22 protein-coding genes and 1 pseudogene are annotated in these 21231 nt (G+C 71.0%); 9 read left to right on the forward strand and 14 right to left on the reverse strand.

All coding sequences use genetic code 11. From position 1 onward, the window contains the following. Window positions 1-39: 39 nt before the first annotated feature. Window positions 40-768 (reverse strand): crotonase/enoyl-CoA hydratase family protein, encoded by a 729-nt coding sequence (locus tag ABZ796_RS20800; RefSeq protein ID WP_357339420.1) that lies wholly within the window; start codon window positions 766-768, stop codon window positions 40-42. A gap of 46 nt (window positions 769-814) precedes the next feature. Between ABZ796_RS20800 and ABZ796_RS20805 the strand changes: the two genes are divergently transcribed. The 5 genes from ABZ796_RS20805 to ABZ796_RS20825 are packed head-to-tail and all read left to right on the forward strand — an operon-like array spanning window position 815 to window position 5067. Then, window positions 815-1093: a MarR family transcriptional regulator gene (locus ABZ796_RS20805; RefSeq protein ID WP_357339422.1), complete on the forward strand. Its 279-nt coding sequence runs from the start codon at window positions 815-817 to the stop codon at window positions 1091-1093. Window positions 1094-1140: 47 nt separating this feature from the next. Further along, complete coding sequence (locus ABZ796_RS20810; protein ID WP_357339424.1) at window positions 1141-2160, forward strand: ABC transporter substrate-binding protein; 1020 nt, start codon at window positions 1141-1143, stop codon at window positions 2158-2160. 8 nt (window positions 2161-2168) lie between these two features. Continuing rightward, window positions 2169-3227 carry an iron ABC transporter permease gene (locus ABZ796_RS20815; protein ID WP_357339426.1) on the forward strand — a complete coding sequence of 353 codons (1059 nt, stop codon included), beginning with the start codon at window positions 2169-2171 and terminating at the stop codon, window positions 3225-3227. Further along, on the forward strand, window positions 3224-4267 hold the full coding sequence (locus ABZ796_RS20820; protein ID WP_357339428.1) for an iron chelate uptake ABC transporter family permease subunit: 1044 nt from the start codon (window positions 3224-3226) through the stop codon (window positions 4265-4267). The genes ABZ796_RS20815 and ABZ796_RS20820 overlap by 4 nt, the downstream gene beginning before the upstream one ends. Next, entirely contained in the window at window positions 4264-5067 is an 804-nt protein-coding gene (locus tag ABZ796_RS20825) for an ABC transporter ATP-binding protein (RefSeq protein WP_357339430.1), read from the forward strand. The genes ABZ796_RS20820 and ABZ796_RS20825 overlap by 4 nt, the downstream gene beginning before the upstream one ends. Window positions 5068-5089: 22 nt before the next feature. Here the strand turns inward: ABZ796_RS20825 and aztD are convergent, their stop codons facing one another. Genes aztD through aztB form a run of 4 tightly spaced genes read right to left on the reverse strand, consistent with a single transcriptional unit; the run spans window position 5090 to window position 9246 of the window. Then, window positions 5090-6271, reverse strand: a complete 1182-nt coding sequence (aztD, locus tag ABZ796_RS20830) for a zinc metallochaperone AztD (RefSeq protein ID WP_357339431.1) — start codon at window positions 6269-6271, stop codon at window positions 5090-5092. Window positions 6272-6281: 10 nt separating this feature from the next. Continuing rightward, on the reverse strand, window positions 6282-7205 hold the full coding sequence (aztC, locus tag ABZ796_RS20835) for a zinc ABC transporter substrate-binding protein AztC (protein ID WP_357339433.1): 924 nt from the start codon (window positions 7203-7205) through the stop codon (window positions 6282-6284). Continuing rightward, on the reverse strand, window positions 7202-8398 hold the full coding sequence (locus tag ABZ796_RS20840; protein WP_357339435.1) for an ABC transporter: 1197 nt from the start codon (window positions 8396-8398) through the stop codon (window positions 7202-7204). The genes aztC and ABZ796_RS20840 overlap by 4 nt, the downstream gene beginning before the upstream one ends. Continuing rightward, a complete protein-coding gene (gene aztB, locus ABZ796_RS20845) occupies window positions 8359-9246 on the reverse strand; it encodes a zinc ABC transporter permease AztB (protein WP_357339437.1) in 888 nt (295 codons plus the stop codon). Before aztB ends, ABZ796_RS20840 begins: the two co-directional genes overlap by 40 nt. Window positions 9247-9301: 55 nt before the next feature. Here aztB and aztA point away from each other — a divergent pair, with 55 nt between their 5' ends. After that, entirely contained in the window at window positions 9302-9937 is a 636-nt protein-coding gene (gene aztA, locus ABZ796_RS20850; protein ID WP_357339439.1) for a zinc ABC transporter ATP-binding protein AztA, read from the forward strand. 39 nt (window positions 9938-9976) lie between these two features. Here aztA and ABZ796_RS20855 read toward each other — a convergent pair. Further along, window positions 9977-10810, reverse strand: a pseudogene (locus ABZ796_RS20855) (EamA family transporter); the annotation flags it as partial. An 84-nt stretch (window positions 10811-10894) separates the two neighbouring features. Here ABZ796_RS20855 and ABZ796_RS20860 point away from each other — a divergent pair. Beyond that, entirely contained in the window at window positions 10895-11359 is a 465-nt protein-coding gene (locus tag ABZ796_RS20860) for an Lrp/AsnC family transcriptional regulator (RefSeq protein WP_357339441.1), read from the forward strand. A 10-nt stretch (window positions 11360-11369) separates the two neighbouring features. On the opposite strand, the gene ABZ796_RS20865 is transcribed toward ABZ796_RS20860, so the two are convergent. After that, window positions 11370-11810, reverse strand: coding sequence for a hypothetical protein (locus ABZ796_RS20865; protein WP_357339442.1), 441 nt, complete (start codon window positions 11808-11810; stop codon window positions 11370-11372). A 140-nt stretch (window positions 11811-11950) separates the two neighbouring features. Here ABZ796_RS20865 and ABZ796_RS20870 point away from each other — a divergent pair, with 140 nt between their 5' ends. Further along, entirely contained in the window at window positions 11951-12592 is a 642-nt protein-coding gene (locus tag ABZ796_RS20870) for a TetR/AcrR family transcriptional regulator (protein WP_357339443.1), read from the forward strand. 9 nt (window positions 12593-12601) lie between these two features. On the opposite strand, the gene ABZ796_RS20875 is transcribed toward ABZ796_RS20870, so the two are convergent. Both ABZ796_RS20875 and ABZ796_RS20880 read right to left on the reverse strand, forming a co-directional pair. Then, window positions 12602-13369 (reverse strand): crotonase/enoyl-CoA hydratase family protein, encoded by a 768-nt coding sequence (locus ABZ796_RS20875; RefSeq protein WP_357339444.1) that lies wholly within the window; start codon window positions 13367-13369, stop codon window positions 12602-12604. Next, a complete protein-coding gene (locus tag ABZ796_RS20880) occupies window positions 13366-14991 on the reverse strand; it encodes an acyl-CoA dehydrogenase family protein (protein ID WP_357339445.1) in 1626 nt (541 codons plus the stop codon). The genes ABZ796_RS20875 and ABZ796_RS20880 overlap by 4 nt, the downstream gene beginning before the upstream one ends. 92 nt (window positions 14992-15083) lie before the next feature. On the opposite strand from ABZ796_RS20880, the gene ABZ796_RS20885 reads away from it, so the two are divergent. Beyond that, window positions 15084-15809 (forward strand): PaaX family transcriptional regulator C-terminal domain-containing protein, encoded by a 726-nt coding sequence (locus ABZ796_RS20885; protein ID WP_357339446.1) that lies wholly within the window; start codon window positions 15084-15086, stop codon window positions 15807-15809. Window positions 15810-15833: 24 nt separating this feature from the next. Here ABZ796_RS20885 and ABZ796_RS20890 read toward each other — a convergent pair whose 3' ends face one another. From ABZ796_RS20890 to ABZ796_RS20910, 5 genes are read right to left on the reverse strand one after another with little or no spacing between them, the layout of a single operon-like run. Then, window positions 15834-16673 (reverse strand): aldolase/citrate lyase family protein, encoded by an 840-nt coding sequence (locus ABZ796_RS20890; protein WP_357339447.1) that lies wholly within the window; start codon window positions 16671-16673, stop codon window positions 15834-15836. Beyond that, window positions 16670-17830 carry an acyl-CoA dehydrogenase family protein gene (locus ABZ796_RS20895; RefSeq protein WP_357339448.1) on the reverse strand — a complete coding sequence of 387 codons (1161 nt, stop codon included), beginning with the start codon at window positions 17828-17830 and terminating at the stop codon, window positions 16670-16672. Before ABZ796_RS20895 ends, ABZ796_RS20890 begins: the two co-directional genes overlap by 4 nt. Before the next feature lie 43 nt (window positions 17831-17873). Then, a complete protein-coding gene (locus ABZ796_RS20900) occupies window positions 17874-19262 on the reverse strand; it encodes an MmgE/PrpD family protein (protein WP_357339449.1) in 1389 nt (462 codons plus the stop codon). Beyond that, window positions 19259-20461: a CoA transferase gene (locus tag ABZ796_RS20905; RefSeq protein ID WP_357339451.1), complete on the reverse strand. Its 1203-nt coding sequence runs from the start codon at window positions 20459-20461 to the stop codon at window positions 19259-19261. The genes ABZ796_RS20900 and ABZ796_RS20905 overlap by 4 nt, the downstream gene beginning before the upstream one ends. Beyond that, a complete protein-coding gene (locus ABZ796_RS20910; RefSeq protein WP_357339452.1) occupies window positions 20458-21018 on the reverse strand; it encodes a MaoC family dehydratase in 561 nt (186 codons plus the stop codon). Before ABZ796_RS20910 ends, ABZ796_RS20905 begins: the two co-directional genes overlap by 4 nt. Window positions 21019-21231: the final 213 nt, after the last annotated feature.

Below are 21231 nucleotides of genomic sequence, written 5' to 3' on the forward strand. Positions count from 1 at the left end.
CCGCCGACGGGGTCCAGACGATGTCACCCTGCTCGATGCTCACTGGTCCGTCACCTTCCCGGCGCGTCCGGCGAGGAAGTCCTGCATCCGGCCCTTGGCATCGTCGGTCCCCTGGGCGATCGCGGCCATGAGCGACTCCATCAGGAAGCCGTCTCGGGGGTTGGCCTCGGCGATGCGCGGCAGCGCCTGCACGACGGCGAAGTTGGTCTGCGGCGCGTTCCGGGCGATCCGGCCGGCCAGCTCGAGGGCGGTCTTGCGGCCCAGACCATCGGCCACGGCGTACTGGCTCAGTCCCAGGGCCAGCCCCTCCTGCGCGTCATAGCGACGGCCGGTCAGCATCATGTCGGCCATCCGGGACACCCCGATGAGCCGCGGGACGCGTACCGAGGCTCCGCCGCCGACGAAGAGCCCGCGCTGCCCCTCGGGCAACGCGTAGAAGGTGGACTCCTCCGCGACCCGGACGTGCGCGGCAGCGGCCAGCTCCAGCCCGCCCCCGACCACCGCGCCCTTCAGCGCCGCCACGACCGGCACCGGCCCGAACTCGATCTTCTCGAAGACCCGGTGCCACATCCGCGAGTGGCTGACGCCGGCGAGGGTGTCGCGCTCGGTCATCTCGGACAGGTCGAGCCCGGCGCAGAAGTGGTCGCCGTCGGCGTCGATGACGACAGCGCGTACGTCCGGCTCGAGGCCATCGAAGAACCGCTCGACCCCGAGCGAGCTCGCGACCCGAGCCCGCCTCGACGCCGTCCTGAAGGAATCAGGGGTCACCGCCCTGCAGTACACCGCCCTCTCCGTACTCGAGCGCCGCCCCACGATGAGCGCGGCCGACCTGGCCCGCGCCTCGTTCGTACGCGCCCAGTCCGCCGCCGATCTCATCGGCGCCCTCGAGCGCCGCGGCCTCATCGAGCGCCGCACCGACCCCGACAACCGGCGCCGCATGCTGATCAGCCTCACCACCGAGGGCCGCGCCTTCCTCGACACCTACGACCCGCGCGTCGAAGAGCTGGAGGAGCAGATGCTGGCCGACCTCGGCCCCGAGGACCGCAAGGCCTTCCGTACGTTCCTCGACAGCTCCCGCCGGGCACTCTCCTAGACGACCGATCACCCCCAGGTGAGGCGAAATTAGGTTAGCCTCACCTCATGAGACCCCACCTCGTCGCCGCCACGGCAGCCGCCCTGGTCCTGGCACTGACTGCCTGTTCCTCCGACATCGCCGACGACGGTGGTGCGAAACCGGCGTCGGGGGCGTCCTCGGTTCCCGACGGTCCGTGGAGCTTCACCGACGGCTCGGGCGAGGTCGTGAAGTCGGACAAGACACCGACCCGGATAATCGCGCACGCCCCGGCGGCCGCCGCGCTGATCTCGTACGGCATCCGCCCGGTCGGCATCTACGGCGACGAGCCGGTCGAGACCGATCCGAACCTGGACGGCGTCGACCTGACCGACATCGAGGTGCTCGGCGAGGAGTGGGGCTCGATCGACGTCGCCAAGGCGTCGACGCTGAGCCCCGACCTGATCGTCGCCGACTGGTGGCCGGCCGAGAAGGCACACTCGGGGCTGGAGAACGGCACGAAGGCGAAGAGCAAGAAGCTGGCCGAGCTGGCGCCGGTCGTCGGCCCGTCCCAGGGCGGCTCCATCCTCAACCTGGCCGAGGGCTACGAGGACCTCGCCGCGAGCCTCGGCGCGGACATCGAGAGCTCCCCGGGCGCCCAGGACAAGGCGGCCTTCGAGAAGGCCCGTGACGGCTTCATCGCGGAGATGAAGAACAAGGACCTGACCGCGCTGGCGGTCTCCCCCGCCGACGACCTGCTCTACGCCGCCAACCCGGAGTACGCCCCGGAGCTGCTGGACTTCACCGAGTGGGGCCTGCAGGTGGTCACGCCCGACTCGCCGGACCCGGACTTCCCCTACTGGGAGAACCTGAGCTGGGAGAACGCCGACAAGTACCAGCCCGACGTGCTGCTGATCGACAGCCGCACCTTCGTGGACGCCACGAAGACGGCCGAGGGCCAGCCGACCTGGACGTCGATCCGCGCGGCGAAGGAAGGCCAGGTCATCGAGTGGCCGGCCTTCTGGCTGCACACCTACGCCGACTACGCCGAGGCCCTGACCAAGCTGACCGCCGATCTGGCCGACGTCGACGACACCATCGGCGACTGACCCCGGCGGTGACCACCTCTGTCGCCACCGCGGCACCCGCACCGGTACGACGGCGAGCCTCCGGGCTCGCCGTCGGCCTGCTGCTGCTCGTCGCCCTCGTGCCCGTCCTCGCCTTCCTCAGCGTGACCCTCGGGTCGCGCGACATCGCGCTGACCGAGGTCCTCGACGCCTTCCGGCCCGGAAATGCACACAGCGCCGGCTCTTCCTCGGTCGAGGACACCGTGACCGTTCGCATGCGGGTCCCCCGGACCGTGCTCGGACTCCTCGCCGGCGCGGCCCTCGGGCTCGCGGGCACCCTCCTGCAGGGCCTGACTCGCAACGCGATCGCCGACCCGGGGATCATGGGTGTCAACGCCGGGGCCGCCTTCGCGGTGGTCGCCTCGATCACCCTGCTCGGCATCGGCTCGCTGGGGTTCCACGTCGTCGCGGCGTTCTCCGGGGCGCTCGCAGCGACGGTCCTCGTCTACGCCGTCGGGTCGCTCGGCCGTGACGGTGCCACACCTGTGAAGATGGCCCTCGCCGGCGCCGCGATCACCGCCGGGCTGACCGCGGTGACGACCGGGCTGCTGCTCACCGACCTCGACGCCCAGCAGCAGTACCGCTTCTGGCAGGTCGGCTCGCTGGCCGGCCGGTACGCGCCGATCGTGACCGGTGTGGCTCCGTTCCTGCTGGTCGGCGTGGCCCTGGCGCTACTGTGCGGGCGCTGGCTCAACGCACTGGCCCTCGGCGACGACGCCGCCCGCGGGCTGGGCGTCTCCCTGACGCGTACGCGGATCCTGTCGTTCCTGGTCGTCGGGCTGCTCTGCGGGGCCGCGACCGCCGCGTGCGGTCCCGTCGTCTTCGTCGGTCTGGTGGTGCCGCACGTGGCGCGTTTCCTGTGCGGTCCCGATTACCGCTGGGTCCTCCCCTACTCGATGGTCCTGGGTACGCTGCTGCTGCTCGGGGCGGACATCCTGGGTCGCGTCCTGGGCGGCACCGGGGAGCTCCAGGTCGGCGTGGTCCTCGGCATCCTCGGCGCCCCGTTCTTCGTGATCCTCGTCCGCTACGCCCGGTTGGCGGACCTATGAGCGTCACGACCCAGACCGTCATGGCCCTACGGCGGACGCGTCGCCACCGCCGGATCCGGGCAGGCCTCGTACCTGCGGTCCTGCTGGTCGTCGCCGCCGTGCTGGCCCTGCTGACGCTCTGCTTCGGCTCGGTCCAGCTCAGCCTCGACCAGGTGCTGGCCTCGCTGCTCCATCTGCGCGACCATGCCGCGGTCGACTTCATCGTGCGCGACCTGACCGGGCCGCAGGTCAAGGCGGCCGTGTGTGTCGGGCTGGCCCTCGGCGCCGCCGGCACGATCTTCCAGCAGTTGCTGCGCAACCCGATGGCCTCGCCCGACTTCGTCGGCATCTCCGCGGGCGCGAGCGTCGCGGCGGTCGCGGGCATCGCGGTGCCGACGCTCGCCGGGGTGAGCCTTCCCCTGCTGGCCTTCGGCGGCGGGCTGCTGACCGCGATCGTGATGTACGTCCTGGCCTGGCGCGACGGCATCACCGGCTATCGCTTCGTGCTGATCGGGATCGGCACCGCGGCGTTCTGCACCGGGGTCACCGGCTATCTGCTCACCCGCACCTCGCTCACCGAGGCCCGGGCCGCGCTGCACTGGCTCACCGGCTCGATCGGGCAGGCCGGCGACGCGGAGAACAACGCGCTGCTGGTCGCCGTCGTCGTGCTCGTGCCGCTGGTGCCGCTGCTCCAGCGGATGCTCCGCGCCGTCGAGCTGGGCGACGACACCGCCCGCGGTCTGGGCGTACGCATCGAGGCGACCCGGCTCGCGCTGATCGCGACCGGCGTCCTGCTGGTCTCGCTGGCCACCGCGGTCGCCGGGCCGATCGCGTTCGTCGCCCTCGTGGCCGGGCCGGTCGCCGACCGGCTGCTCGGCAGCGCCCGCGGAGGCATCGTCGCCGCCGGTGCGGTCGGCGCGATCGTGTGCCTGGTCGCGGACTACATCGCCATGAACCTGCTGCCGGTCGAGGTCCCGACCGGTGTCGTCACCGGCGCCGTCGGCGCGCCGTACCTGCTGTGGCTCATCGCCACCACCAACCGGAGAGGGATGGGCGGATGAACCGGCCGCAGAGAACCCCGGCGCCGCGGCTCGCGGCGCGCGAGCTGTCGCTGGGCTACGACGACCGGGTGGTCGTCGACCGACTCGATCTCGACGTGCTCGACGGGCGGGTGACGGCGATCGTCGGTGCCAACGCCTGCGGCAAGTCGACGCTGATGCGGGGCCTCGCCCGGCTGCTGCGTCCGTCCGCCGGCGAGGTGCTGCTCGACGGGACCCCGATCCTCGACCGCGGCTCGCGCGAGGTCGCCCGGATCCTCGGCCTGCTCCCCCAGACCCCGGTCGCGCCCGACGGCATCACGGTCGGTGACCTGGTCTCCCGCGGACGCCACCCGCACCAGGGGTGGTTCCGGCACTGGAGCGCCCGGGACGAGGAGGCGGTCGCGGCGGCGCTCGAGGCAACCGACACCGGCGAGCTCGTCGACCGCCCGCTGCGCGAGCTGTCCGGAGGTCAGCGTCAGCGGGTCTGGATCGCGATGGCGCTCGCCCAGGAGACGGATCTGCTGCTGCTCGACGAGCCGACGACGTACCTCGACATCAGTCATCAGGTCGACCTGCTGCGGCTGCTGCGTACGCTCAACCGCGAGACCGGGCGCACGATCGTCACGGTGCTGCACGACCTCAACCTCGCCTGCCGCTACAGCGACCACCTCGTGGTCATGGCGGACGGCCGGATCCTCGCCGAGGGGCCGCCCGCCGAGGTGGTCACCGCGGAGGTCGTCGAGAAGGCGTTCGGGCTGCCCTGCGTCGTCGTGCCCGACCCGGTCGCCGGTACGCCGATGGTGGCTCCGGCGAGCGACTGAGCCGAGCACGACAGGACGAGGATCAGCCGATCGCGATCTCGTTCGGCTGCTTGTCGAGCTCGACCGAGGCGGTGATCTCACCGGAGGTGAGGTCAACGGCGTGAACCGTGTTGGCGGCCGGCTCGGTGACGTAGGCGAGGTCGCCGCTCACCTTGATCGCCGGGTGCGGGTCCTGCCACTCGGCGGGCCCCTCCCAGGGCTTCACGACCGGGAACTCGTCGGTGACCTTGCCGGTCGCCGGGTCCAGGACATGGATCGAGCCGTCGGTGGCGAGGATGTAGGCGAGGTCCTCCGGGCCGCGGGCGACATCGCGGAAGGTGTACTCGACGCCCTCGGGGAGCGCGACCGGCTTCAGGGTGCTCTTCTCGGTGTCGATGAGGGTGACCGTGTCGAGCAGGTAGCCCTCGGCGTCGGGGTCGGTGTTGTAGTCGCCGACGATGAGCGGGCTGGTCTCGGAGACGTACGCGTTGCCCATCCGGCCGTACTCGTCGGGCGCCTGGAGCTTCTCGAACGCACCGTCCCGGTAGAGGAGCGCGCCGTCCTCGCAGCCGAAGACGACTGCTTCGCCGGCCGCGGTGCCCTCGCCGTGGATGCCCGGGCAGGCGTCGTTGGCGGCGACCTGCTCGAAGCCGCCGCCCTTGGCCTCGAGGGCGATCGCTCCCGAGCGGCTCTCCTCGGTGCCGACCGTGGTCAGCAGAGTGCCGTCCTCGAGCACGATCGACACGCCGTGATGGGCCTCGGGAGCCGTCCAGGTGGTGGTCTCCGGGAGCTTGTCGGCGTCACCCAGCGCGCCGGTCTCGAAGATGGTCGTCTCGCCGCTGCCGTCGGCGAAGAGGACTGTCTTGTCGCCGTGGTGGACGACGTGGCCACCCGTGTCGGCCGGGAAGAGGAGGTCGGTCAGCTCGGGGGTCCGGGTGTCGAGCACCTGGAAGCCCTTGATGGTGGTGACGGTGAGGTTGCGGCCGTCGCCGATCGGGTTGAGACGTACGAACTCCTCGGTCTCGAACTCCTCGACGACCTCGAGGGACTCGGCGTCCAGCACGGCGATCCCGTTGGCGTAGGAGACCGCGAGGCGGCTGCTCTTGTCGGCCTCGGAGGTCGCCGACTCCTCGCCTTCGGCGGTGGATCCGCACGCCGAGAGCGCCAGCGATACGCCGGCCACCGCCGTGATGGCCCGGAGGGCACGGTTCTGTGGGGTGTGCATGATGTGCCTTTCAATCGGTGGGCCCTGATGAGAGCCCGCTGGTGATGCGCTCGGTGTTGGCGCGCATCATGGTGAGATAGGTGTCGGCGCCCTCGCCCTTCTCGGTCAGGGACTCCGTGAACAGCTCGCTGACCTCTATGTCGACGCCCGCCTCGTCGGCGAGCACCTGGATGAGTCGGTCCGGCTGGGAGGACTCGGCGAAGATCGTCGGTACGTCGGCCCGCTCGATCGCCTCGGTCAGGTCGCGCAGGTCGGCGGCGCTGGGCGCGGCCAGGGTCGTGCCACCCGGGATGACCGCGCCGACGACCCGGAACCCGAACCGGTCGGCCAGGTAGCCGAACACGTGGTGGTTGGTGACCAGGCTGCGCTGCTGCTCCGCGATGCTCGCGAAGGACTCGGTCATCTCCTGATCGAGCTCCTCGAGCTCGGTCCGGTACGCGGCCGCGGACTGCGCCACGGCCTGCTCGTCGATCCCCTCGATGTCTTTGACTGCCACCTCGAGGCCGTCGACCACGTCGCGCATCCGCGCCGGGTCGGTCCAGAAGTGCGGGTCCGGGGTCCCGGCGGACTCCCCATCGGCGTAGTCGAGGACGTCGATCCGCTCGCCCGCGACGTACGTCTCGACACCGGCCTCGGCCGCCCGGTCGAGGTGGCGCTGCAGGCCCTCCTCGAGCCCGAGCCCGTTGGAAACGACCAGGTCGGCCTCGCGCATCATCGCGGCCTCGCGAGCCGAGATCTCGAACGAGTGCGGGTCCGCGTTCGGCCGCATCAGGGTGGTCACCCGGGCCGCATCGCCGACCGTGCCGGCGATGACGTCGCCGAGGATGTTGGTGGTCACCACGATGTGGGGGCGGTCGTCGCCGCCGGCTGCTCCGGCGCAGCCGGTGAGAGCCATCGCGAGGGCTGCGACGGTGGCCCCGAGCAGGCGCCTCATCGGCCGGTCTCCGCGAAGAACTCCGGCACGGTAGGCGTCTCGAGCGTCCGCGCGATCCGGGCCTCGTCGGCATACGCGATCTCGTGGACGACCCCCTTCGCCGGATCGTTGAGGTAGGCGCGGTCCTGGTCGAGCTGGATCTCCGCGGACTCGCTCGTGCCCAGCGGTTCGGTCACCGCGAGCTGCTTGCCGTCCTCGGCCGCGAACACCCGGACGCGGCCGGTGGTGTCGAGGGCGAGTACGTGTCCCTCCTCGTCGTCGACGGCGACCACCTGATGCAGCGATGTGCCGGCGTCGAGGTGGGTCCAGCTCCGCTCGCGGGTGTCGAGGAGCCAGATCCCGCTCTTCCCGGAAAGCGCCGCGACCGTCGGGCGGTTCTTCCGACCGTCGAACCGGGTCGCTCGGGGTGCCTCGCTCGGGTAGGGGATCCGTTCGTACCCGATCCGGCCGTCGGTCTCGGTGGCGAGCACCGCGCCGTCGGCGCAGCCGACGACCACGCCGACCTTGGTGGCGATGGTTCCGCTCGCCCGAGCGCAAGGGGTCTCCTCCCCGACCGCCTTGCCGTCGGCGTCGTGATAGCGGATCACGGTGATCGCGCCGCCGTCGGCGACCGTGACCAGGGCCCCGTCGCCGATCGGGGCGACGAGGCCGTCGTGCGACCCGGCGTCGATCCGGAACAGCTCGCGCACCTCACCGTCGGCGAGGGCCTCGTTGTGGAGCAGGACGGCCTCGCCGCTGTCCCGGAAGAAGACCCCCGTCGAGCCGGCCGTCGACAGCGGACCGGTCGCCACCGTCGCATCGCCGTCGCCCGTGACCGTGCCGACCAGCGTCGGCTCACCCCGGTAGTAGTGGAAGTGGTCGCCGTGGTCCCAGGTCCACATCCCGCTGTCGACGATCTCCACGCCTTCGGCGGTGGTCGCGAACAGGTAGCGGCCGTCGGACTCGACCGCGCCCGGGGCACCGATCGTCCCGATCTCGGTCGGGCTCTCCTCGAGGAGGTCGAGCTGGGCGACCGCGCCGTCGGCGTCGATCGTGGTCAGGTGCAGCTGGGGCTCGGCGACCTCCCGGGCGCCCTCGACGGCGCCGTGGTCCTTGCCCAGGCCCGGGTCGGCGCCGACGTCGGCGCCGCCACATCCTGCGGTGGTAGCCAGCGTCAGCCCGGTGACGATGCCGGCGAGTGTCCTGCGGTGCATGAGGTCCTTTCGGAGGTGGGGGACGGACGTCGAAGCAGACCGAGGGCGCTGTTGAGCAGCCCCGAGGCGACCGCGGTGAGGATGGCCGCGCAGGCGATCGACGCTCCGGCTGCGGTTCCCGCGTACCAGGACGCGGTCAGGCCGATGAGGACCGCGGCGGCGCCGATCACGGCGGCGCAGGCCATGGTGGCCGGGATCCGCGTGGTCCACCGTCCGGCGGCCACTGCCGGCGCGAGGAGCAGCGCGATCACGAGCAGCGAGCCGACCGCCTGGTAGGACGCGACCACGGCGAGGGTCACCAGACCGACGAGCATCACCTGCGCCAGCTGCGGATGCAGTCCCAACGTACGGGCGATCCGGGGGTCGAAGGCCGAGGCGACGAACGCCCGGTGAAAGCCCACGGCGATGGCCAGCGTGACCGCCAGGGCGATCGCGAGGAGGGTGACGTCGTCGGGCCCGAGGGCGAGTACGTCGCCGAACAGCATCGCCGTCGCGTCCGTGGCGAAGCTGCGCGAGTGGGAGATGATGATGACGCCGAGCGAGAGCATCGCCACGAACAGCAGCCCGATGCTGGTGTCGTAGGTCAGCCTCCCACGGCGCTGGAGCGCTCCGATCGTCGCGCTCATGACGATCGCGCTCACCGCACCGCCGAGCATGACGGGGGCGCCGAGGACCGTCGCGAGGGCGACTCCCGGGAGCATCCCGTGCCCGATCGCCTCGCCGAGGAACGCCATCCCGCGGATCACGACCCAGGTGCCGACGACCCCGCAGATGGCCGCCACCAGCACCCCGCCGGCCAGCGCCTGCAGCATGAAGTCGGTCCGGAAGGGCTCGATGATCGATGGCACGGGGCGGGACTCTAGCGCTTAATGAGAATGGTTACCAATTGCTATAGTGCGGCACGTGCTCCCCCTCGATCAGACCGAGTCCCCCTCCCTGTCCGCCCACGACCTCTGCTTCGGCTACGACAGCCGAGACGTGATCCACGAGGTCAGCGCCGCATTCCGGGCCGGGACGGTCACCGCCGTCGCCGGGCCTAACGGGTCCGGAAAATCGACCTTCGTCGAGCTGCTCGCCGGGGTGCGGAGCCCGCGACGCGGCTCCGTCGCCCGCCACGGGCGGCTCGCCCTAGTCGTGCAGCGACCCTCGACGCCGGAGGCCCTACCGGTGACCGTCCACGACGTCGCCGCGATCGGAACCTGGGGCCGCCGGATCCGGTGGGCCGACCGGCAGAACGCGATCGCGAGGGCGATCGACCGGGTCGGTATGGCCGGCCTCGAGCGACGTACGTTCGGCGAGCTCTCCGGCGGACAGCGCCAGCGCGCGCTACTGGCTCAGGGCATCGTCCAGCGCGCGGAGATCCTGCTCCTGGACGAACCCGCCGCGGGGCTCGACGCCACCAGCCGGCAGCGCACCCGCGAGATCCTCGCCGAGGAGGCCGACCGCGGCGCCACGATCGTGTGCGTCACCCACGACGAGGAGAGCATCGCCGCCGCGGACCACGTCCTCCGGTTCGAGGACGGTCGCATCGTCGGCTGAGCCGCGCGCCGCCCCGATCCCGTTGAACGTGGCCACGCCGGCCACGATGAGCGCGAGCGCGACGGCGAGCCCGAGGCCGATCGGCTCACCGAAGACCGGGACCGCGACGACGGCGGTCAGCACCGGGCTCACCGCACCACCCACGGAGGCCCGGCCGCTGCCGAGCGCCTTGACGGCGAAGGCGTAGCAGAGCGTCGACATCAGGCCGGTACCGACGCCCTGGAGCGCGGTGAGGAGCGCCACGTCGCCGATCTCGGCGGTGCCGGCCAGCAGGTGCGACGGCATCGCGCCGACCGAGGCCAGGACGAGCGCGGCCAGGCTCGAGACGGTGCAGACGGTCAGCACCATCTGCAGGAGCGTCAGGCCGGTCCGCTGCAGGCCGGTCGTGAACACGGCCCAGGCGAACCCTCCGACAAGGAGCAGCCCGACCCCGCCCAGGGACGCGCCGCCGCCGACCAGGAGCCCGCTGACCCCGACGCCGGCCGTGATGAGCCCCAGCGCGACCACACGCCGGGGCGGCATCGGGGCCCGGCCGCCGACCAGCGCGAGCAGCGTGACGAAGAGCGGCACGGTGCCGGGGACCAGCATCCCGGTGAGCGCGGCGCTGGTCAGGTGGGCACCGAACGCGAAGACGAGGAAGTGCGGGAGGCCGCCCACGAGCAGCAGCGCGAGGACGTACGGTCGCTCGCGGCGTACGGCCCTGATCGTGCTCGGCAGCAGCGGGGCCAGCAGGACCACCGGCGTCGCGAACCGGAGGAGCGCCGCGTCGGCGACGGTCAGGCTCGACCCGCCGATGCCGCGCGTGCTCAGCGCGAACGACGACCAGAGCACGACCGTCATCCCCAGCGCCGACCAACCCAGATACTTCCCCATGTCGCGCCACGATAGGGAAAACACCAGCGCAGATGATTGCCAGATCTGCCAGGATCAGGCCGATGAGTGGCAGAATCTGCCACCATGCGCACGATCGACGAGACCGACAAGCACATCCTCTGGGAGCTGCAGCAGAACGGCCGCCTGACCAACCAGGAGCTGGCCGACCGCGTCGGCCTCTCCCCCTCGCCGTGCCTGCGCCGGGTCCGCGCCCTGGAGGAGGCCGGCGTGATCAGCGGTTACCGTGCCGTCGTCGACCCGCACGCCGTCGGCATGAACATCACCGCGTTCGTACGCATCAAGATGGCCACCCACACGACCGACGCGGTCGAGACCGTCGAGGAGCATCTTCGCGCCATTCCCGAGGTCACCGAGGCGTACGTCCTGGCCGGCGACCACGACTACCTGCTGAAGGTCGTCACCCCGTCGTTCGAGACGTACGAGAAGTTCCTGCGCGACAACCTCCGAACCATGCCGGCGCTCGCCTCGATCGAGACCACCTTCGCCTTCGGCAACACCAAGGAGAGCGCTCCGCTCCCCCTCGGCTGAGCTCTCGGCGTCAGAGACCGACTTCGCGGCAGGCCGGGGTGTCGTCGCAGAACCGCTCGAACGCACGGGCAGCGGCATCGATCTGGGCGGCAATGCCACGCAGACCACCGCGCCCGACCGCTCGCCTGGTCTCGCTCTCGAACAGCGCACGGTCATAGGCGGTGAGCATCCCGACCAGTCGCCGCCGGGGCCCGTGCCCGACGGCTTGGTTCGGCTGCAGGGGCCCGACGAAGACCTCGACCAGATCGTCCGTCCAGTCCAGCTCGAACTCGACGAGATAGGGCGACAGAGCCAGCCGGACCACGGTGACACCCATCCGGTCGATCTGCGTGTAGGTCGACGGCACGAAGCGCGCCGCCACGGCCTCCGCGACGGCCTGGGACCGGCGTTTCAAGACGTCGTTCCCGAACATCGCATCGACTCCCGACGCGCGGTACCCAGTGCTCGACATCGTGCCTCCACCCAAACATGACCGGCGGTCACATGACCACCGGTCATAGACTAGGGGCGTCGCCGCGGCACGGTCAAGGAACACGTCGGCGGCACGCTACGATGCGAGCGTTCAGCCATGAGAGAGGACGGGTGGCGCCCTTGCCTACGCCGACCTGGGAGCGTCTCCCGGAGGCCAAACGCGATGCCGTGCGCCGCGCAGCGGAGGAAGAGTTCGGGGTCCGGGGCTACAACGCCGCCAGCCTCAACACCATCTGCCGTGAGGCCGGGATCTCCAAGGGCAGCCTGTTCCAGTACTTCCCCGACAAGTCCGATCTCTTCGTCCACCTGATCGCCCGGGCCAGCCACGACATCCGTGTGGCGGTGGAGGCCGCGAGCGCCGACTTCCCGTGGATGACCGACTACCTCGGCTCGGTCAAGATGCTCATGGATGCGTGGATCGACTACTTCTACGACCACCCGCGCCACCGGCAGATGCTGGTCTCGGCCAACCTCGAGCACAACCCGAAGGCGCTCGCCGCCGTCCGCGAGGCCGTCTATGTCGACTATCTCGAGGTCATCGGCGGCATGGTCGACATCGGCATCGCCATCGGCGCCCTCCGCGAGGACACCGACCGCGACGCCCTCGTCGCCGCCATCATCATGCTGCTCCCGCACATCGCCCTCGGCCCTCACGTACGCGGCCTGGACCCGCTCCTCGGGCTCGCCGGCTCCGACCGCGCCCACGCCACGGCCGTCGGCCGCCGGCTGATCCAGGTGCTGATGGGCCAGTACGTCACCTGATCAGCGCGGTCAGCCGGCCCCGAAGGAGCCGTGACGACCGGCTCCGTCGGCGAACCGGGTCGCGCCGGCGACGGTGTCCGCGGTGGCCGAGACGACGCCGTGGTCGTACTCCGCGGCCAGGGCGTCCTCCTCGCTGAGCCCCTCCTGCTCCAGCACGGAGAGCCGGTCGTGCCGCAGGCAGGTCTGCGGGAAGGCGGCGAGCTGTCGGGCCAGGTCCTGCGCCGCCGCGAGGGCCTGCCCAGGTGGGACGACACGGTTGGCCAGCCCCATCCGCTGGGCCTCCTCGGCACCGACGGGACGGCCGGTGAGGATCAGGTCCATGGCGTTGCTCGTCCCGATCAGCCGCGGCAGGCGGACGGTGCCGCCGTCGATCAGCGGTACGCCCCAGCGGCGGCAGAAGACACCGAAGACGGCATCCTCCTCCATCACCCGCAGGTCGGCCCAGATCGCCAGCTCCAGGCCTCTGGCGACGGCATGACCGGCGACGGCGGCGATGACGGGCTTGCCCAGCCGCATCCGGGTCGGCCCCATCGGGCCGGGCCCGTCGGGCTCGAACCTGTTGGGGTCCCCGCCCGCGACCGCCTTCAGGTCGGCCCCGGCGCAGAAGGTGCCGCCCTCACCGTGCAGCACCGCCACGGCGGCGTCGGGATCGGCGTCGAACTCCTCGAACGCAGCGACCAGGGCCTCGGCCGTCGCACGGTCGACGGCGTTGCGTACGTCGGGACGGTTGATCCCGATCGTCGTGACCGGGCCGTCCTTGGTGACGTCGACCGTCATGCCGGGAGCGCCCGCTCGAGGATCGCGTCCAGGTCACCGCGCGGGGGCAGCGTGCCGAACGCGCCTCCCCAGTCCCGGCCGAGGCGCGAGGCGCAGAACGCGTCGGCGACGGCGGCCGGCGCGTGCCGGAGGAGCTGGGAGCCCTGGAAGACCAGGGCCAGCTGCTCGACGATCCGCCGGGCCCGGAGCTCGAGGTCGTCGAAGGAGGTGAACTCCTTCTTCAGCCGGTCCAGCGCCGCGTCGTAGCGGGCGTCGGCGCCGACGGCGAGTTCGGCCTCCGCGAGGAACGCGTCCAGGGTGTGCGGCTCCTTCGCCAGCGCCCGCAGGGCGTCGAGCGCCGCGACGTTGCCCGACCCCTCCCAGATCGAGAGGAGCGGCATCTCGCGATAGATACGTGCGACGTCGAAGTCCTCGATGTAGCCGTTCCCGCCCAGGCACTCCAGGGCCTCGTTGACCATGAACGGCGCCCGCTTGCAGACGTAGTACTTCGTGACGGCCAGCGCGATCCGGCGCAGCGCCGCCTCGGACTCGTCACCGCGGATCGCCCTGTCGTTGGCGCCCGCCAGCCGCAGCATCGCGGTCGTCGCGGCCTCGGACTCGACCTGCAGGTCGGCCAGCACGTTGCGCATCGCCGGCTGGTCGATGAGCAGCTTGCCGAAGGCGCTGCGGTGGCGGGTGTGGTGCGCGGCCTGGGTCAGGGCGGTGCGCATGCCGGCCGAGGAGCCGATCACGCAGTCGAGGCGCGTCATGTTGACCATCTCGACGATGGTGCGCACCCCGCGGCCCTCCTCGCCGACGAGCCAGCCGACGGCTGCGTCGTACTCGATCTCGGAGGAGGCGTTGGACCGGTTGCCGAGCTTGTCCTTGAGGCGCATGAACCGCATCGCGTTGCGCTCGCCGCCGGGCAGGACGCGCGGCACGAGGAAGCAGGAGACGCCGGCGGGCGTCTGGGCCAGGGTGAGGAACAGGTCGCTCATCGGTGCGCTGGTGAACCACTTGTGGCCGCGCAGGACATAGGTGCCGTCGGCCTGATCGGTCGCCGTGGTCGTGTTGGCGCGTACGTCGGAGCCACCCTGCTTCTCGGTCATCGACATCCCGGCGATCAGACCGCGCTTGGTCTCGGGGTCACGCAGGCCGAAGTCGTACTCCCGATTCGTCAGCAGCGGCTCGAACCTCGCCGCGAGCTCGGGGTTGGCGCGCAGCGCGGGGACGACCGCGTAGGTCATCGAGATCGGGCAGCCGTGACCGGCGTCGACGTTCCAGGCGTAGAACTTCGCGGCCCGGGCGACGTGGGCTCCCAGACGGTCGTCGGACCAGGGTGCGGCGTGTAGACCGTGCTCGACCGCGGTCTGCATGAGCTGGTGGTACGCCGGGACGTACTCGACCTCGTCGACCCGGTGCCCGTAGCGGTCATGGGTGTGGAGACGCGGCGGCACCCGCTCGGCGAGCCGCCCCCACTCCTGCGCCTCGGCGGTGCCGGCGAGTCGGCCCAGCTCGTCGATCTCCGGGAGGGCCCATGCGGCGCCCTCCCGCTCGAGACCCTCCCGCAGGACCGGGTCGCCGGCCGTGTTGTCGCCCACCAACGGCGGGACCTGGTTGAACACATCATGCGTGCTGGTCATGGCTACCCCTTGCGGCTGGCGGTCGATCCATCGACGATGTTACATATATGACTACAGTCGTGTCCATGAATGTTGCATGAGAGGATGGCGAGGTGGCTACCGCGCGCGACGACTTCGCTCCGCTCTCCGCTCGCTCCGCCATCCTGAGCCTGATGCTCGGAGCCCACCCGAACCCGCTGACGCCGGCCGAGCTCGCCCGCGCCGGCCAGCTCCTCGGCATCGCACCCGCCACCGTGCGCGTCGCGGTCACCCGCGCCGTCAGCGACGGTGACCTGCGTCGCACCGACGGCGGCTACCGTCTCGGCGACCGCCTCGTCACGCGGCAGGCCCACCAGGACGAGGCGGTGCACACGGCCGACAAGCCCTGGGACGGCTCCTGGGAGACGGCCGTGGTCGTCACCACCGGTCGCCCCGGTCCGGAGCGTGCCGTCCTGCGCGACGGCCTGAAGGCGCACCGGCTCGCCGAGCTGCGCGAAGGCGTGTGGATGCGTCCCGCCAACCTCCAGCGGACGCGCTTCTCCGACCCGGTGCTCCAGACCTTCACCTCGGTGCCGGACCAGGATCCACGCGAGCTCGCTACCTCGCTGTGGGACCTGACCGGCTGGACGCGTACGGCCGAGCAGCTGCTCGACCGCCTTGCCTCGACGCCTGAGCCCGCCCACCGGCTCGCAACCGCCGCCGCCATGGTGCGCCACCTCAGCACCGACCCGCTCCTGCCGGTCGAGCTCCGTCCCTCGGACTGGCCCGCGGCGACGCTGCGCGAGGCCTATCGCGCCTACCGGCGCGAGCTGAGCGAGCTCGCCGCGCTGCCCCGCTGATCCTCGATCGCGCGCCTCGCCGGGTCAGGCGACGCCCGACTGCCGCGCGAGGGCCAGCACGGCCCGCGCAGAGTGCAGCACCGCGGGGTCCACGAGCCGACCAGCGCTGTCGACGATGACACCGGTGCCGCGCGCCTCCGCCTCGTCGAGCAGCACCAGCGTCTCCTGCGCCTCGGCGATCTGTGCCGGGGTCGGCACCATCAGCTCGTGGACGACGGCGACCTGCGCCGGGTGGATGCACACCCGGCCGTGGAACCCCTGCCGGATCAGTCGACGGGTCGAGACAGCGAACCGGTCGAGGTCGCGGATCTCTCGCGAGACCGGGCCCGGCGGTGGCGCGATGCCCGCGGCTGCGGACCCCAGGACGACCAGCGCGCGGTGTGGCGCCAGCTCGGCCTCGTCCTCGCCGACCTGCAGTCGCGTCTCACCTGCCAGATCGACCTCTCCGATCTGCAGCTGGCGTACGCGCGGACCGGCGGCGAGCGCGCGTGCGTCCAGGACCGCTCCCGGCGACTCCACCATCGGCATCAGCTCCAGCTCGCCAGAGATCGAGGCGACAGCCGTCACCTCGGCAGCGTCCGCCGTCTTGGCCAGCACCAGTCCGGCGAGTCCGGGCGACTCCCTCAGCCTCGCGACCTCGTGGAGGCGGCGCTCGCCCGAGTTGAGCCGCACCCAGAGCTCGGGGCCGTCGGTCGCGTGCGCCTGGAGCCAGCCGAGCACGGTGTCGAGCGCCGTGTCCTTCTCCGCCATCGGCACTGCGTCCTCGAGGTCGGCGATGACGGCGTCGGCACCGCGGCCGAGTGCGCCCTCGAGCTTGTCGGGAGAGTTGCCCGGGACGTAGAGGTAGGTGCGCGGAAGGGTCATCCGACGACCGTCTCGCCTCGCTGGAGCGACTTGGCGACGACGGTGCGCAGCACGTCGTTGGTGCCCTCGCCGATGCTCATCAGGATCGCATCGCGATACAGCCGCTCGACCTCGAACTCGGTGGAGTAGCCGTAGCCGCCGTGCACCTTCATCGCGTCGATCGCCGCCTCCAGGGCGATTTCGGAGCAGAAGATCTTGGCCATACCGGTCTTGCCGTCGGCTCGACCGGCCCGTACGGCATCCGCCGCCCAGTAGGCCATCAGGCGGGCTGCCTGCAGGTTCGTCGCCAGGGTGGCGAGCTTGAGCTGGATCGCCTGGAAGCTGCCGATCGTCGTGCCGAAGGCACGCCGCTGACCCGCGTAGGCGAGGGCTTCCTCATGGGCACGCTGGGCGATGCCGACGGACCGGGCGGCGATGTTGACCCGCCCCCACTCCAGCGCGGACAGTGCCTGCTTCATGCCGATGCCCTCGACACCACCCAGGAGCGCGGAACGGGGCACGCGGACGTTCTCCAGCACGATCTCGCACGACTCGGTGCCCTTGTAGCCGAGCTTCGGGATGTCCTTGGTGACCTCGAACCCAGGCAGCGACGTGTCGACCAGGAGGATGCTCATGCCGGTGTGGGCCGGGTCTGCTGCGGGGTCGGTCTTCACCAGCACGGGAAGCGGGTCGGCGTAGCGAGCGTTGGTGATCCACATCTTGGCTCCGTTGACGACGTAGTGGTCGCCATCGAGCCGTGCGGTCGTGCGGATGCCCTGCAGGTCCGTGCCTGCGTCGGGCTCGGTGAGGCCGATGCCCGTACGCCGGGCGCCGGTGGCGAGCTCCGGCAGGTAGGCCTGCTTCTGCTCCTCGGTGCCGTGCATGGCGATCATCCGGCACGCCAGCGAGTGGCTTCCCAGGATGCCGGCGATGCCCATCCAACCGCGCGCCAGCTCCTCGAAGACGAGGGCGAAGGAGACCGGGTCGAGGTCGAGCCCGCCGTACTCCTCGGGGATCGTGATCCCGAAGAGGCCCATCTCGGCGATCCCCTGCACGATCTCGGTGGGATACCTGCCGCTGTGCTCCCACTCGCGGGCGACGGGGATGATCTCCTTGTCGACGAAGCTCCGCAGCAGTGCGCGGAACTCGCGCTGGTCGTTGTTGAGCGTGAAGTCCATGTCAGTCCTTGTCAGTTGCTGGAGGAAGCCGGAAATAGCCCGGTCACGGGCGCGGGATCGCGCAGTGGGCGGCGAGCTCGAGGAGGCGGTCGAGGGACGGCGCCTCGGCGAGGCCGAGGACCTCCTCGCCGAGCTGCACGGCGTCGGGGTGGTCCCCGGTGTTGCGGACGAGCTTGCGTACGAGCTCGTCGTCCGAGAGCGGCGTGGCAGCGGTTCCGCGGCTGCTCGCCACGGTCCCGCGGTGGGTGGTCCCGTCGCTCAGCACCACGCGGACGTCGCCGCCGGCATCGGCCGCGGGCACCGGCGCCGACCTCTCGACGACCTCCACCCGCTGCGCGAGAGCCGCCACCTCCGGGCGGGCGATCGATGCGTCGGTGTAGGTGTCGACGGTGACGGCGCCATCGATCAGCAGCGCCGCCACCGACCAGGCCAGGTCGAACTTCGCGTCGTACGTCGAACGCGGTCGGCCGCCGTCTCGCTGCTCGCACACGATCGGGATGGAGTCCGGGTGTACGTGCACCTCGATCCGGGCCACGGTTCCCACCTCGACACCGCCCACCTCGCCGAGCAGCGCCGCCAGCGCGTCGAGGGACACGTGCATGAGCTGACAGCTGGGGTAGGGCTTGATGCCGATGCGGGTGGCCTCCCAGCGTTCACCGAGACCGCCGGTCACGACCGCCACGTCGGGCGTCGCATCCGTCAGGGTGGCCCAGAGGCCGCGCCGACCCTCGAGAACCGAGTCCGGGCCTCTGGCACCGGCGGCGGCCAGCCGTGTCGCGACGATGCCGGCCATGCTCGCGGTACCGGGATGAAGCGTCTTGGTGTCGGCGCCGGTGTCGAGGAACTCCAGCAGCCCGCCCGAGGACGACCCCGCCACACCCAGCGCATCGACGATCGTGTCGGCGCCGAGACCGAGCAGCAGACCGGCCGTGACCGATGCGGCCAACGGACCCACTGCGGCGGTCGCGTGGATGCCGCGGGCGTGGAAGCCGTGGGGCACCGCCGCGCCGATCCGGCATGCCGTCTCGAGCCCGGCGGCCGCAGCCGTGACGACCTGCGCGCCGGTGGCACGGGTCTGCTGACCGACGGCGAGAGCGGTCGGGAGCACCACGGAGGTCGCGTGGACGAGTGCCTGCCCGTGGGTGTCGTCGAAGTCGAGCGCGTGCACGAGTGCTCCGGTGGCGAGGGCCGCCGCCGGCGCCGAGATGGCGTTCGTTCCGGTCAGCACGCGAGCCTCCGGCGGACCACCGAGCCCTTCGGCGACGGCGCGGGCCGGTGCCACCAGACCGAGCCGCCGCCCGCCGACGGCGTTGCCCACGCCGTCGAGCAGGTGGCGGCAGACGGCGTGCCGTACGCCGCTGTGGAGATCCTCGAACCGCAGCGCAACCGCCCAGTCGGCCAGCGCCCGGGCGGCGGTGGGGGCGGCCGTCATGACTGACCTCCACCGAAGGCGCCGGCCTCGGTCAGCGCCTTCACCCGCGCGTCGTCGTACCCGAGCTCGGCCACCACCTCGTCGAGGTGCTCACCGCGCTGCGGCGCCCGCCGGTAGGTCGGCTGCTCGGCACCGAACCGAACCGGCGAGACGACCTGGCGGATCGTCCCGAAGTGCGGGTGCTCGGTCTCGGCCAGCAGGTTGCGCGCCACCGTGTGCGGCTCGGCCAGGGCTTGGGCCACGTCGTTGATCGGGCCCGACGGCACGCCGGCCGGACGCAGCAGCGAGAGCCAGTGCTCGACGGTCTCCTCCCGGATCCGCTTCTCCAGAACAGGCAGCAGCTCGTCGCGGTGGCGGTCACGGGCGCTGAAGTCGACGAACCGGGGGTCGGTGCCCAGCTCGGGCAGCTCGAGGACGTCGACGAGCCGCGTCCAGAACTTCTCCTTGGCGCAACCCAGCACCAGCCAGCCGTCCGCCGCCTCGAAGGCCTGGAACGGGACCAGCGACGGGTGCGCGCTGTTGCGCGTGCGCGCCGGCTCGAAGCCGGCGTTGAGCTGCCAGGTGGCGGGGTAGGTCAGCAGCGACATGGCGGTGTCGTACAGCGACACGTCGCAGTCCCCACCAACGCCGTCACGGCGCGCGGCGTGCAACCCGGCCAGCAGGCTGATCGCGGCGACGAACCCACCTGAGTAGTCCACGAGCGACAGTCCCGACTTGGTCGGCGGCCCGTCCGGGTCGCCCGTCAGGCTCATCCAGCCCGCCAGGCCCTGCAGGATGTAGTCGTAGCCCGGCTCGGCGGCACGCGGTCCGGTCATGCCGAAGCCGGTGAGGCTGCAGCAGACGATGGCCGGGTTCAGGTGCTTGAGGTCGTCATAGGTGATCCGCATCTTCTTCGGTACGTCGCCGCGCAGGTTGGAGTAGACCGCGTCGGCTCCACGCACCAGGTCCTCGAAGACCTCTCGCCCGGACGTCGTGCTGAGGTCGAGGGAGATGCTGCGCTTGTTGCGGTTGAACGTCTCGAAGAACAGTGAGTCCTCACCGTGCTTGTACGGAGGGACGTAGCGGCCGACGTCTCCCCCGACGGCGGGATCCTCGACCTTGATGACGTCGGCCCCGAGGTCGGCCAGGTGCACGCTGCCGAAGGGGCCGGCGCCGTACTGCTCGAGCGAGATGATGCGCACGTCCTGCAGGGGTTTCACACCGCCACCTCCTGGTCGGCGCCGTCGGCCACGGGGAGCTCGAGGGGTCCGTTCTTGGCCGTCGGGAAGTAGTCCTGGCCGATGCCGCTGGATCGCTTGGCGACCATCACGGTGCGCTTCCAGGTCACGATCTCCTCGCCGTCCTGGTTCAGGCCACGAGTGATCATCGAGACGATGCCGACCTCGGGCCGCGACTTCGACTCGCGGAGCCCGGTGCAGATGCTCTCGGCGTACATCGTGTCGCCGACGTAGAGCGGGTGGCTGAGCTTGATGTCGGTGAAGGCCAGGTTGGCGACGGCGTTCTGGCTCATGTCGATGACCGACAGACCCAGCACGAGCGCGACGGTCAGCCCCGAGTTCACGATGACTCGTCCACCGGTGATCGGGTTCTGCGCGGCCAGATGGGTGTTGAAGTGGTTCTGGTTCGTGTTCAGCGTGAGGTTCGTGATCCAGGTGTTGTCCGTCTCAGTGACGGTCCGGCCGAACGGGTGCTGATAGACGTCGCCGACGGCGTACTCCTCGAAGAACCTGCCGAGGGTGGCGGGATGGACGGTCACGAAACCTCCTGGGATCGGGTGAATGACACGCACCGTATACCTCTGCTTTTTAGTGCGCAAGGGTCTCGAAACAGTCGTGCTACACCCCGTTCTTCGAAGATTCTGAGGAAATTGATCAGAGGTATTGCCAAGCGAAGGTGACGTAGCGCACGATGGCGGGCATCGGTCTGACGAGACGGTGAAGGGCCCGAAGCAGTCCCGCGGACCATGGCA

This window comes from Nocardioides sp. NPDC047086 (assembly GCF_040643685.1).
Taxonomy (GTDB): Bacteria; Actinomycetota; Actinomycetes; order Propionibacteriales; family Nocardioidaceae; genus Nocardioides.

Coding starts and splice junctions, on each gene's coding strand:
- ABZ796_RS20890 (WP_357339447.1), bottom strand. CDS start 16,673: ATGACCCTTCCGCGCACCTACCTCTACGTCCCGGGCAACTCTCCCGAC.
- ABZ796_RS20895 (WP_357339448.1), bottom strand. CDS start 17,830: ATGGACTTCACGCTCAACAACGACCAGCGCGAGTTCCGCGCACTGCTG.
- aztD (WP_357339431.1), bottom strand. CDS start 6,271: ATGCACACCCCACAGAACCGTGCCCTCCGGGCCATCACGGCGGTGGCC.
- ABZ796_RS20875 (WP_357339444.1), bottom strand. CDS start 13,369: ATGACGGTCGACGTCACCAAGGACGGCCCGGTCACGACGATCGGGATC.
- ABZ796_RS20880 (WP_357339445.1), bottom strand. CDS start 14,991: ATGACCAGCACGCATGATGTGTTCAACCAGGTCCCGCCGTTGGTGGGC.
- ABZ796_RS20810 (WP_357339424.1), top strand. CDS start 1,141: ATGAGACCCCACCTCGTCGCCGCCACGGCAGCCGCCCTGGTCCTGGCA.
- ABZ796_RS20840 (WP_357339435.1), bottom strand. CDS start 8,398: ATGCACCGCAGGACACTCGCCGGCATCGTCACCGGGCTGACGCTGGCT.
- ABZ796_RS20865 (WP_357339442.1), bottom strand. CDS start 11,810: ATGTCGAGCACTGGGTACCGCGCGTCGGGAGTCGATGCGATGTTCGGG.
- ABZ796_RS20805 (WP_357339422.1), top strand. CDS start 815: ATGAGCGCGGCCGACCTGGCCCGCGCCTCGTTCGTACGCGCCCAGTCC.
- ABZ796_RS20900 (WP_357339449.1), bottom strand. CDS start 19,262: ATGACGGCCGCCCCCACCGCCGCCCGGGCGCTGGCCGACTGGGCGGTT.
- ABZ796_RS20820 (WP_357339428.1), top strand. CDS start 3,224: ATGAGCGTCACGACCCAGACCGTCATGGCCCTACGGCGGACGCGTCGC.
- ABZ796_RS20825 (WP_357339430.1), top strand. CDS start 4,264: ATGAACCGGCCGCAGAGAACCCCGGCGCCGCGGCTCGCGGCGCGCGAG.
- aztC (WP_357339433.1), bottom strand. CDS start 7,205: ATGAGGCGCCTGCTCGGGGCCACCGTCGCAGCCCTCGCGATGGCTCTC.
- ABZ796_RS20860 (WP_357339441.1), top strand. CDS start 10,895: ATGCGCACGATCGACGAGACCGACAAGCACATCCTCTGGGAGCTGCAG.